11 protein-coding genes and 1 pseudogene are annotated in these 10,762 nt (G+C 64.2%); 2 read left to right on the forward strand and 10 right to left on the reverse strand.

Annotated features, from left to right (window positions below):
• Positions 1 to 34: 34 nt before the first annotated feature.
• The 10 genes and pseudogenes from M2S36_RS12890 to M2S36_RS12935 all read right to left on the reverse strand — a co-directional run bounded on the left by M2S36_RS12890 (position 35) and on the right by M2S36_RS12935 (position 8,118).
• A complete protein-coding gene (locus tag M2S36_RS12890; protein WP_063914989.1) occupies positions 35 to 364 on the reverse strand; it encodes a hypothetical protein in 330 nt (109 codons plus the stop codon).
• Between the two features lie 74 nt (positions 365 to 438).
• Positions 439 to 1,089 (reverse strand): DUF998 domain-containing protein, encoded by a 651-nt coding sequence (locus tag M2S36_RS12895; protein ID WP_233694434.1) that lies wholly within the window; start codon positions 1,087 to 1,089, stop codon positions 439 to 441.
• Between the two features lie 193 nt (positions 1,090 to 1,282).
• Positions 1,283 to 1,459 (reverse strand): annotated as a pseudogene (locus M2S36_RS12900) (aldehyde dehydrogenase (NADP(+))); the annotation flags it as partial.
• Between the two features lie 179 nt (positions 1,460 to 1,638).
• Positions 1,639 to 2,448, reverse strand: coding sequence for a gamma-glutamyl-gamma-aminobutyrate hydrolase family protein (locus M2S36_RS12905; RefSeq protein WP_207837762.1), 810 nt, complete (start codon positions 2,446 to 2,448; stop codon positions 1,639 to 1,641).
• 358 nt (positions 2,449 to 2,806) lie between these two features.
• Complete coding sequence (locus M2S36_RS12910; RefSeq protein ID WP_063914997.1) at positions 2,807 to 3,589, reverse strand: amino acid ABC transporter ATP-binding protein; 783 nt, start codon at positions 3,587 to 3,589, stop codon at positions 2,807 to 2,809.
• Positions 3,590 to 3,611: 22 nt separating this feature from the next.
• On the reverse strand, positions 3,612 to 4,856 hold the full coding sequence (locus tag M2S36_RS12915; RefSeq protein WP_207837702.1) for an NAD(P)/FAD-dependent oxidoreductase: 1,245 nt from the start codon (positions 4,854 to 4,856) through the stop codon (positions 3,612 to 3,614).
• A 16-nt stretch (positions 4,857 to 4,872) separates the two neighbouring features.
• Positions 4,873 to 5,583, reverse strand: coding sequence for an ABC transporter permease (locus M2S36_RS12920; RefSeq protein WP_025338833.1), 711 nt, complete (start codon positions 5,581 to 5,583; stop codon positions 4,873 to 4,875).
• Positions 5,580 to 6,299 (reverse strand): ABC transporter permease, encoded by a 720-nt coding sequence (locus M2S36_RS12925; RefSeq protein ID WP_004376260.1) that lies wholly within the window; start codon positions 6,297 to 6,299, stop codon positions 5,580 to 5,582. Before M2S36_RS12925 ends, M2S36_RS12920 begins: the two co-directional genes overlap by 4 nt.
• 171 nt (positions 6,300 to 6,470) lie before the next feature.
• A complete protein-coding gene (locus tag M2S36_RS12930; protein ID WP_233688274.1) occupies positions 6,471 to 7,223 on the reverse strand; it encodes a transporter substrate-binding domain-containing protein in 753 nt (250 codons plus the stop codon).
• A gap of 22 nt (positions 7,224 to 7,245) precedes the next feature.
• Complete coding sequence (locus M2S36_RS12935) at positions 7,246 to 8,118, reverse strand: MurR/RpiR family transcriptional regulator (RefSeq protein ID WP_233688275.1); 873 nt, start codon at positions 8,116 to 8,118, stop codon at positions 7,246 to 7,248.
• Between the two features lie 143 nt (positions 8,119 to 8,261).
• On the opposite strand from M2S36_RS12935, the gene M2S36_RS12940 reads away from it, so the two are divergent.
• Entirely contained in the window at positions 8,262 to 9,287 is a 1,026-nt protein-coding gene (locus tag M2S36_RS12940; RefSeq protein WP_207837711.1) for an Ldh family oxidoreductase, read from the forward strand.
• Between the two features lie 225 nt (positions 9,288 to 9,512).
• Positions 9,513 to 10,709 (forward strand): amino acid aminotransferase, encoded by a 1,197-nt coding sequence (locus tag M2S36_RS12945; RefSeq protein WP_063915003.1) that lies wholly within the window; start codon positions 9,513 to 9,515, stop codon positions 10,707 to 10,709.
• The last annotated feature ends 53 nt before the right edge of the window (positions 10,710 to 10,762 follow it).

Here is a 10,762-nt window from a genome sequence, read left to right on the forward strand (position 1 = left end):
GCATCCCAAAGGGCTGGGCAATCTTTTGAGAGCTTTATCGCCTTGCTACCGCATGCTGCACGCACTGCTCGTAATAGGTCTGCTTGATCGCTGCAGGTTTGAGCCGCGAGCGGCTGTTATAGGTCTGCTCGGTAATACCGAAGGCGGTCATGCGCATCCACGGTTTGGGAAATTTGCGCACCTGCAGCTTCTTGCGCGTGGCATACAAGGTTACCCCGGAAAGCTTGGCCTGCTGGGCCTCGGCGGCTATCTGCGCGCCCCAGCCGCAGGTGTGGCGATCGTTCTGGCTCAACGCCCGTGCCTGGGCGCCGAAAGCGAGCGTGGCCAGCAGGCAGCCGGCCATCGTTGCTAGAAGTACTCGCATGTTGCTGTCCTAAGCATCTGAAGGAAAACGAAGTTTGCCTTCGCTTGAAGACGCTGGGGGCCAGCAATTTGCCGTCAGGTTGTGGCCATGGGCAACGGGCTGGAGACGGGTGTGCGCAGGCTGGTCCAGGCCAGGCTGGCGACCCAGATCACCGATACACCGTAGTTCAGGCGCTGGTACAGGCCGAACAACTGGCCGTTTTGTGCGGCGTGGCCCATGAGCGCGACGGTGATGATCGCCAGTACCACGCAGGCCAGGGAAAACAGCGCCAGTGCCCAGGACCCGGCAATGCGATTGCCCAGCCAGGCCCACAGGGCACTGGCCAGGGTAAGCGAGAAGAACATCAGCAGGCCGGACAGGTTGTGCAGTTGCTGTGACCGGGAAGGCTGTGCCGGTGCGCAACCTTGGTCGCAGGGAAACCAGCCGGTGCCCAGGCTGCCCAGGCCATGCAGCAGCACCAACGCCGCACTCAGCAACGCCAGCTTCGAGCCACGCCAACGTCGTGCCAGGCCCCAGGCAAACAGCGCAAACAGTATGGCGAGGGGGAAGTTATTGACCAGCGGCGACCAATTCTGGGTCGGCGAACCGACGGCGCCGAGCTGGCTCATGGCCTGTTGCAGGTGGTTGTAGCCGGGGTAGGCTTGGGCGGTGAACCATACGCCTGCCAGCAGCCAAAGTGGGATCAGCAGGCCGCTGGAGAGCAACAGGCGTTCGAGGGGTTTCATGCTGTGGTTTCCTTCCATGGATGAGCGTGAAACCGCACAGTACAGGCTTGCGCCTGCGTGGGGCCAGTATTTCCAGTGTTTTTTCAGTGCTGGGGAGTCGTCTGCGGACACCTACAAATACCGCATTGCGTATCGCCCCGGCGACGCCGGTACAGCCAAAAATGCGCGGGGCTTTGCTGTTTCAGGCAATCAGTCAGATCGCGCCGTCACGCAGTGCCTCGGGCAACAGCGCCTGCGGGTGGTTCTGGTAGCACACCGGGCCCAGGAAGCGGTCGATGGCCAGGGTGCCGACCGACGTGCCGCGTGCATCCGAGGTGGCCGGGTAAGGTCCAGCGTGCACCATCGCATCACACACCTCGACACCGGTCGGGCAGACTTGCTGCGATCAGTCATCGTATCTCTTGGTGGGGTAGGAAAAAACGATCGCGGAGACAGGCACAAGCCCGCCGCCCGTTTCCACGGGAAGTGTTCTGGGACCAGCAGAGGGTGACCGGGGAAAACGGGGGCGGCCTTGCGCCGCCCCGCGATCAAAGCAGAGGAAACTGAAGGTCAGGCAGCATGCTGGCGCTTGATCTGCGCCTTGCGTACCTGGGCGCGGCAAGCGTCGCCGAATGCCTGGAAGATCTTGACCGAATCCGGGTTCTTCGCCGCTTGCCACTCCGGGTGCCACTGCACGGCGAACAGGAACGGCGAAATGCTCGGGGCATGGATCGCCTCGACCAGGCCGTCTTCGGCATGGGCGATGGCCTCGATGCCGGCGCCGAGCTTGTGCAGGCCCTGGCCATGCAGCGAGTTGACGCGAATCTCGTCGGTACCCAGGGTGTCACGCAACCAGCTGTCCGGCTTGATCTTCACGCCGTGCACCTGGGCGTATTGCACCTCGACCGGGTCTTCCGGGTTTTCCCGGTGGTCGTTGAAGCCAGGCTCGGCGTACACCTTCTGGTAGATGTCGCCACCCAGGGCCACGTTGATTTCCTGCATGCCACGGCAGATGCCGAAGATTGGCAGGCCACGCTTGATCGCCGCCTTGACCAGCGGGATGTCGAACAGGTCGCGGTTCTTGTCCTGGCCTTTGCCGGGGGTCTCGTTCTCCTGGCCGTACAGGGCCGGGTCGATGTTGCTGCCGGCGCCGGTCAGGTACACGCCGTCGGCCATGTCCAGATAGGTCTCGAGGTCCTCGATGCCGCAGCAGGTGGGCACCAGCACCGGGACGCAATCGGAAAACTCGACCAGCGGGGTGATGTATTTGTGGGTCATGACCTGGTAGTCATGGCCTTTGCGCTCTTGGCTGCCCATGGTCATCAGGACGACGGGTTTGCGCAGGGAGGGTTGCTTGTTGCCAATGTTGCTGTTGGACATATGTCACCTTGGGACAGGTTCGGCCTGTCGTTGTTGTGCAGGTGCACGGCGCGGGGCCCTGGGTGCAACCTGTAGCCCCGAGCACTGCCGGCTCGTCGGAGGCGACGATTCCGGTCGGGGCTTGTAGATAGCTTGCCAGAGCCGTTCGATATGTCAAACGACCGGGGAGGGCTTTGGGGTGGGGAATGCGCCGGTTTTGGGGGGCTGAAACTGATGCGGGCCTGCTGCGGCGTGGGTTTGGCGGGGGTTGTGGTCAATAATATTTAACGATGCAGTTGGGTCTTTGCAGCGGTGCAATGAAGGTGTCGCCTGTACCGGCCTCTTCGCGGGCGAGCCCGCGAAGAGGCCGGTACAGGTGTCAGTGCAGTATCTGCGCCAGGAACCCCTTGGCACGCTCGGTACGCGGCTGGTTGAAGAACACCTGCGGCGGGCTGTCTTCGATGATCTGCCCGCCTTCCAGGAACAGCACCCGCTCGGCCACCTGCCGGGCAAAACCCATTTCATGGGTGACGCAGAGCATGGTCATGCCGGTGCCGGCCAGTTGCACCAGCACATCCAGCACTTCGGCGACCATCTCCGGGTCCAGCGCCGAAGTAGGCTCGTCAAACAGCATGATCCGTGGCTTCATGCACAGCGCGCGGGCAATCGCCACGCGCTGCTGCTGGCCGCCAGACAACTGGCTGGGGTATTTGTGTGCCTGGCTTTCGATACCAACCTTCTTCAGGTACATGCGCGCCCGCTCTTCGGCGTCCTTGCGCGACAACCCGCGCACGCTGGTGGGGGCCAGCAGGCAGTTGTCCAGCACGCTCATGTGCGGGAACAGGTTGAAGTGCTGGAACACCATGCCGATGTCGCTGCGCACCTGCGCCGCTTCGCGGGTGGTGGCCGCCAGGTCGATGCCATCCACCTTGATGCTGCCCTGCTGGGCCACTTCCAGGCGGTTGATGCAGCGGATCAGGGTCGACTTGCCCGAGCCGGACGGCCCGCACAGCACGATGCGTTCGCCTTCGCGCACCTGCAGGTCGATGTCACGCAGCACGTGGAAGGCGCCGTAGTGCTTGTTCAGGCCTTCGATGCGGATCAGCACCGGGCGCGGGTCGGGTTCGGGGGCAAGGGTGGCAAGGCTCAATGGTGCGGTCATCTTGTTGTTCTCCCGCAGGGGTTCAGTCGAATCGGGTCGCGCTGTAGGGCGCGGGGTCGGTGAAGGGGCGTTCGCCGGTGACCAGCTCGGCCACCAGCCGGCCGCTGACCGGGCCAAGGGTGAGGCCGTGGTGGGCGTGGCCGAAGTTGAACCACAGCCCCGGGTGGCGCGGCGCCGGGCCGATCACCGGGCGCATGTCCGGCAGGCATGGGCGACGGCCCAGCCAGGGGGTATCGTCCAGACGCTCGCCCAGGGCCGGGAACAGCTTGCGCGCCAGGGCTTCGCAACGGCCCAGCTGGATCTGGTTGCCCGGCGCGCTGCTGGCGTCGAACTCGATGCCGGTGGTCAGGCGCACGCCACGGGCCATTGGTGCCAGCACGTAGCCGCCCTGGGTGTCGCAGATGGAATGCTCCAGTTGCGCGCCGTCACGGGTGCTGTAGTGCATGTGGTAGCCACGCTTGATCGCCAGCGGGATCTGGTAGCCCAGGCCGCTGAACAGGTCGGCCGATTGCGGGCCGAGGCAGGCCACCACCTCGTTGGCGGTGATCGGGCCGCGGCGGCTGTCTACCTGCCATTGGCCGTCGACCTGGCGCAGGCTGCGCGCATCGCCATGCAGGAACTGCCCGCCGCGTTGCATGAACAGGGTGGCGTAGCCACGAGTGAGGGCGCCGGGGTTGTTCACGGTCTTGGGGTCGAGCCAGTGGATGCCACCGACCACGCTGGCGTCCAGCTGATGTTCGCGGGCCTGCAACTGCCCGCATTCGAGGATTTCGAACTGCAGGCCATATCGGCTCAGGCCCTTGGCGTCGGCCTTGGCCTGCTCGAACAGCGCCGGGTCGCGGAACACTTCGATCCAGCCTTTGGCCTGCACCAGCGCTTCCAGGCCAGCGGCAGCGATCAGGGCGTCGTGTTCTTCGACGCAGCGCTGCACCAGCGGCAGCATGTCGGCAGCGGCCCCGGCCAAGCGCCCGGGGGCCGACTGGCGCCAATAGCGCCACAGCCAGGGGGCGGCCTTGGGCAGGTGCAGCAGGCTGTAGCGCACATCGGGCTGACGGTTCAGGCCGTAGCGCAGCAGCGCGCCCAGTTGCCGGGGGAAGGCATAGGGGATCACGCTGGAACGCTCGATCAGCCCGGCGTTGCCGTGGCTGGTGCCGCTGCCTGGTTCGTCGCGGTCGATCAGGATCACCTGGCGCCCGCGGGCCTGCAGGTGCAGCGCGGTGCTGACGCCGACGATGCCGGCGCCGAGGACAAGGGTCTGGCAATGCATGGAACGTATCCTTCGGTCAGTTCAGGTGGCGGCCCAGGCGGGCTTCCAGGTGTTTCAGCAGGCGCCGCACCAGTTCGACAATCAGCAGGTAGAGCACCGCGGCCCACAGGTAGATCTGGAAGTCGAAACTGCGCGAGAAGGCCAGTTTGGTCACGCCCATCAGGTCGTAGATGGTCACCAGCGAGGCGATCGCGCTGGCCTTGATCATCAGGATCAGTTCGTTGCCCAGCGGGCCGATGGCCACCAGCAGCGACTGTGGCAGGATCACCTTGAAGAAGGTGGTCGAGCGCTTCAGGTTCAACGCCCGCGCCGCCTCATGCTGGCCGGGGGCGACGGCCATCAGGCTGCCGCGGAAGATCTCGGCCTGGTAGGCGGCGGTGTTCAGGGTGAACGCCAGCAGGGTGCAGAACCACGCTTCGCGGAAGAACCACCACAGGCCGACGTCCTGCCAGAAGCCCTTGAGCGAACCCAGGCCGTAATACAGCAGGAACAGCTGGGCCAGCAGCGGTGAGCCGCGGAAGAAGTACACGTAGCCGGCGGCCATGCGCTGCAGCAGCAGGCTGCGCGACATGCGCGCCAGGGCCAGCAACAGGCCGAGCACGGCACCCAGGCTGAAGGAAATCGCCACCAGCTTGGCGGTTACCAGCAGGCCATCGAGGAAGCGCGGGCCGTAGCGGTCCAGCAGGTCGGGGTCGAGGACCAGCGCCAGCAGTTGTTCGAAGCTCATGCGCGTGCTCCTTGCAGGTGGCGGTTGCTGCGCCGTTCGATGAAGGCGAACACACGCCCGGAAATGGCGGCGAACAGCAGGTAGCCCAGGCAGGCGACGCCATAGAAGAACATCGGCTCCTTGGTCACGCTGACCGCCAGGTTGGTCTGGCGCATCAGGTCGACCAGCGAGATGGTGGATACCAGCGAGGTGTCCTTGAGCAGCGACAGCCAGTTGTTGGACAGGCCGGGCAGGGCGATGCGGGTCAGTTGCGGCAGCAGCACCTTGAAGAAGCCGGTGCGCTTGCTCAGGCCCAGCGCCGAGCAGGCTTCCAGCTGGCCCTTGGGCAGGGTCTTGAAGGCTGCCAGCCAGATTTCGCTGGAGAACGCGGCGAACACCAGGCTGAAGGCGATCATCGCGGCGAGGAAGGTATTGATCAGGAACTCGCCCTGGTAGCCCATGGCCGCGAGGATCTTCTGCGCGGCGATCTGGCAGCCGTAATAGATGATCAGCAGTGTCAGCAGTTCGGGCAGGCCGCGGAACACGGTGGAGAAGGTGGTGGCCCAGGCCCGCGGCAAGCGCTTGCGCGAGCGTGCGGCAAGGGCGACCACCAGACCCAGTGGCAGGCCGATGGGCAGGCAGGCCAGGGCCAGGGAAACGGTGACCAGCGCGCCGGCCAGCAGCGCCTGGCCCCAGCCTCCGCTGGCGAAGGACAGCAAGGACAATTGATCGAGCATGACAAACCCCTTGGGCGGGTAGTGCGATCTCTGTGGGAGCGGCTTTGCGTCGCGAAAGGGCTGCGTAGCGGCCCCAGGATTCATGCAACTGCACAGATTGCCGGGGCCGCTGTGCGGCCCTTTCGCGACGCTAGGCCACTCCCACAGGGGTTGCGCAAAACTTCCTGAAGATCAGTTGTAGATATCGAAAGCGAAATACTTGCTGGCGATCTTCTGGTAGGTGCCGTTGGCCACGATCTGTTGCAGCGCAACGTTCAGGCGCTGGCGCAGGGCTTCGTCGTCCTTGCGCACGGCAATGGCAGCATCGGCCTTGGTGTCGGCCACGTCGCCGAGGATCTTGCAGCAGTCCCCGCCGTTCTTGGTCATCCACTCGTGCAGCGGGAATTTGTCGGCAATCACGCCATCCAGGCGGCCCGCGGCCAGGTCGGCGTTGGCTTCGTCCATGGTCGGGTACAGTTTCACGTCGGCACCGGCCTTGGCGTAAACGTCTTCGGCGTAGATGGCCTGGGTGGACGACGACTGAGCGCCAACGGTGTAGCCGTCGAAGTTGGTCTGGGCGTCGTTGATCTTGCTGTCCTTGGCTACGGCAACGGTCAGCGGGGTGCGGTAGTAGTGGTCGGTGAAGGCGATTTTCTTGCGCCGTTCTTCGGTATTGATCATCGACGCGACCACTGCATCGTACTTGCGTGCCATCAGCGCCGGGATAATGCCTTCCCAGTCCTGGGCCACCAGTGTGCACTCGACTTTCATCTGCTCGCACAGGGCATGGGTGATGTCGACGTCGAAGCCGTGCAACTGGTTATTGGCGTCGACGTAGTTGAAGGGCGGGTAGGCGCCCTCGGTGGCGAAGCGCAGGGTTTCGGCACTGGCGGCACCCGACAGCAGCAGGGCGCACGCACCCACCAAGGCCATGGTCTTGTTCATCTCGCACCTCATTGCACTCTTGCTATTGTTGTTTTCCCGTCGACCACGAGGTGTAGCCGACGAATTCGTTATGTAGAGCGGCAGTTGCTTCCAAGCGTTTTTCAACATCCGGCCCGAGCTTCTTGCAGACCTCGTTGACCATCAGGTGCACCCACGACAGCATGGTCGAGGTGGACTCCCAGAACAGGTTGAACTCGGTGGGGATGCGGAACACCTCGTCGGCGTTGGCATCGGCCCAGTCACAGAAGGGGTCGGTCACCAGGGTGACCGCAATGCCAGCCTCGCGCGCCTTCTGGCACAACAGCAGGGCATGGCGGGAATAACGGCGGGCTTCGAACACCACCAGGGCGCTGTCTTCGGCGCGCCCCAGCAACACTTCGCCAAAGTGCCCGGCACTGATATCGACCAGTTGCACGCCGTCGCGCAGGTACTGCAGCAGGTGGCTCATGCACATGGCGATGCCGCGCTCGGTCTGGAAACCGGCGATGAACACCCGGCGCTTGCTCGCCAGGCGTTGCGCAACGCTGTGCCAGGCACTGCTCTGGCGATACTCGTGCACGCGCACCAGGGCGGCGATTTCCAGCTCCAGGCTGCCGGCGTTGTCGCTGGCGTCCTGGTTCTGGCGGTAATCTTGCAGGCGGTCACCCACTAACCACGGGCCATCGCCCAGGTCGTTCTGCAGGTCTTGCTTCAACGCCTTGAGGTGGGCATAACCCAAGGAGCGGCAGAAACGGCCGACGCTGGATTCGCTGACGCCCAGCTTGACGGCAATGCTGGCCGAAGTCTGGAACGGCAGTTCATGGAGGTTGGCAAGCATGTAGCTGGCGATCTTGCGGCCCGAAGCAGCGGCCCCTTCCAGGCTGTTTTCCAGGCGTTGCTTGATCGGTTGGCTCATGCTGAGGCTCCAGGGGTCAGGCTTGCGAAAGAAAATGGCTGTTTTCTGTCATCAAGTCAACATTTGACAGATAGCTGTCACATGCAGGAAAGTTTTTGTCGTTGCAACGCTGTAGCCATTCCAATTCCAACAAGGAGCTTCAGATGTCCGCACCTTCCACCAGCACCGTCGTGCGTGTGCCTTTTACCGAGCTGCAGGGCTTGTTGCAGAGCATCTTCCAGCGCCATGGCTGCAGCGAAAGCGTGGCCCGGGTGCTGGCCCACAACTGTGCCAGCGCCCAGCGCGATGGTGCCCATAGCCATGGGGTGTTCCGCATGCCCGGCTATGTCTCGACCCTGGCCAGCGGTTGGGTCGATGGCCAGGCCGCGCCGAAGGTCAGCGACGTGGCGCCCGGTTATGTTCGCGTCGATGCCGCAGGCGGCTTCGCCCAGCCGGCGCTGGCGGCGGCCCGTGAACTTCTGGTGGCGAAGGCGCGTAACGCTGGCATCGCCGTGCTGGCGATCCACAACTCGCACCACTTCGCTGCGCTGTGGCCGGATGTGGAGCCATTCGCCGACGAAGGCCTGGTAGCCCTGAGCGTGGTCAACAGCATGACCTGCGTGGTGCCGCACGGTGCCCGCAAGCCGCTGTTCGGCACCAACCCCATCGCCTTTGCCGCACCCTGCGCGGAACATGACCCGATCGTCTTCGACATGGCCACCAGCGCCATGGCCCATGGCGACGTGCAGATTGCCGCGCGCGCTGGCCAGCAATTGCCGGAGGGCATGGGGGTGGATGCCAATGGTGAGCCGACCACCGACCCCAAGGCGATTCTGGAAGGCGGCGCCTTGCTGCCATTTGGCGGGCACAAGGGCTCGGCCCTGTCGATGATGGTCGAATTGCTGGCGGCGGCGCTGACCGGCGGGCATTTCTCCTGGGAGTTCGACTGGTCGGGGCACCCAGGGGCGAAGACGCCGTGGACCGGGCAGTTGATCATCGTCATCGACCCGAGCAAGGCCGAGGGCGAGCGGTTTGCCCAGCGCAGCCGCGAACTGGTCGAGCAGATGCAGGCGGTGGGGCTTACGCGCATGCCCGGCGAGCGGCGTTATCGCGAGCGCGAGGTGGCCGAGGAGGAGGGGGTGGCGGTGACCGAGCAGGAGTTGCAAGGCCTGAAAGAGCTGCTTGGCTGACCCGAACCATTCGCGGGTAAACCCGCTCCCACAGGGTTATCACAGGTTTTGAAAATTGTGCATGACCTGTGGCAGCGGGTTTACCCGCGAAGAATCCAGCACCAATCCTCAGCCATGCAATGTTGCATAGACAACCTTGCACAATAGTTGATGTTCCTGAGCCCGCACTCCGGGTATGCTCAGGGCTGCATTTTCGAACTGTCCTGATCCAAGGAGCTGCACGCTGTGTTCAAACATGTCGATGCCTATGCCGGCGACCCGATCCTCTCGTTGATGGAAACCTTCAAGGCCGACCCGCGCGCCGACAAGGTCAACCTGAGTATCGGCCTGTACTACGATGAGGCCGGCGTGGTGCCGCAACTGGCGGCTGTGGATGCGGTGGAAAAACGCATCGCCGGCCAGGACCACGAAGCCTCGCTGTACCTGCCGATGGAAGGCCTGGCCAGCTACCGCCAGGCGATCCAGGCGCTGCTGTTCGGTGCCGATCACCCGGCCGTGACCGGCGGGCGCGTGGCCACCGTGCAGACCGTGGGTGGCTCCGGCGCCCTGAAAGTCGGTGCCGACTTCCTCAAGCGCTACTTCCCGCAGTCCGAAGTCTGGGTCAGCAATCCGACCTGGGACAACCACCGCGCCATCTTCGAAGGTGCCGGTTTCAAGGTGCACACCTACCCGTACTTCGACCAGGCCACCCGTGGCGTGGACTTCGATGGCATGCTGGCCACCCTGCAGACCCTGCCGGCCAACAGCGTGGTGCTGCTGCACCCGTGCTGCCACAACCCCACCGGTGCCGACCTGGAACAGCACCAGTGGCAACAAGTGGTTGAAGTGGTCAAGGCACGCCAACTGATCCCGTTCCTCGACATCGCCTACCAGGGCTTTGCCGAAGGCCTGGTGGAAGATGCCTACGCCATCCGCGAAATGGCCCGCGCCGGTGTGCCGTGCCTGGTCAGCAACTCGTTCTCGAAAATCTTCTCGCTGTACGGCGAGCGGGTCGGTGGCCTGTCGGTGGTCTGTGACGATGATGCCACTGCCCAGAGCGTGCTCGGCCAGCTCAAGGCTACCGTGCGCCGCAACTACTCCAGCCCGCCCAACTTCGGCGCCCAGCTGGTCGCTGGCGTGCTGAGCGATGCCGCCCTCAATGCCCAGTGGGCCGAGGAAGTCGAAGTGATGCGCAAGCGTATCCTCGACATGCGCCAGGCGCTGGTCGATGCCCTGGCCGTGCTGCTGCCGGGCCAGGACTTCCAGTTCTTCCTGCGCCAGCGCGGCATGTTCAGCTACACCGGCTTCAGCGTCGAGCAAGTGCGTCGCCTGCGTGACGAGTTCGGCGTGTACCTGATCGACAGCGGCCGCGTATGCATGTCCGGCCTGCGCCCGGCCAACCTGCAACGGGTTGCCGAAGCCTTCGCCGCCGTCCAGAAGTAACACCCACGGGGCCGCGGCCTTTGTGGCAGTGTGGCCTTTGTGGGAGCGGCCTT

This window comes from Pseudomonas sp. SF2 (assembly GCF_036858055.1).
Classification (GTDB): domain Bacteria; phylum Pseudomonadota; class Gammaproteobacteria; order Pseudomonadales; family Pseudomonadaceae; genus Aquipseudomonas.

Excerpts from the sequence above, each read along its gene's own strand:
- M2S36_RS12895 (WP_233694434.1), bottom strand. The coding sequence starts at position 1,089 with ATGAAACCCCTCGAACGCCTGTTGCTCTCCAGCGGCCTGCTGATCCCA.
- M2S36_RS12930 (WP_233688274.1), bottom strand. The coding sequence starts at position 7,223 with ATGAACAAGACCATGGCCTTGGTGGGTGCGTGCGCCCTGCTGCTGTCG.
- M2S36_RS12905 (WP_207837762.1), bottom strand. The coding sequence starts at position 2,448 with ATGTCCAACAGCAACATTGGCAACAAGCAACCCTCCCTGCGCAAACCC.
- M2S36_RS12935 (WP_233688275.1), bottom strand. The coding sequence starts at position 8,118 with ATGAGCCAACCGATCAAGCAACGCCTGGAAAACAGCCTGGAAGGGGCC.
- M2S36_RS12925 (WP_004376260.1), bottom strand. The coding sequence starts at position 6,299 with ATGCTCGATCAATTGTCCTTGCTGTCCTTCGCCAGCGGAGGCTGGGGC.
- M2S36_RS12920 (WP_025338833.1), bottom strand. The coding sequence starts at position 5,583 with ATGAGCTTCGAACAACTGCTGGCGCTGGTCCTCGACCCCGACCTGCTG.
- M2S36_RS12915 (WP_207837702.1), bottom strand. The coding sequence starts at position 4,856 with ATGCATTGCCAGACCCTTGTCCTCGGCGCCGGCATCGTCGGCGTCAGC.
- M2S36_RS12940 (WP_207837711.1), top strand. The coding sequence starts at position 8,262 with ATGTCCGCACCTTCCACCAGCACCGTCGTGCGTGTGCCTTTTACCGAG.
- M2S36_RS12910 (WP_063914997.1), bottom strand. The coding sequence starts at position 3,589 with ATGACCGCACCATTGAGCCTTGCCACCCTTGCCCCCGAACCCGACCCG.
- M2S36_RS12890 (WP_063914989.1), bottom strand. The coding sequence starts at position 364 with ATGCGAGTACTTCTAGCAACGATGGCCGGCTGCCTGCTGGCCACGCTC.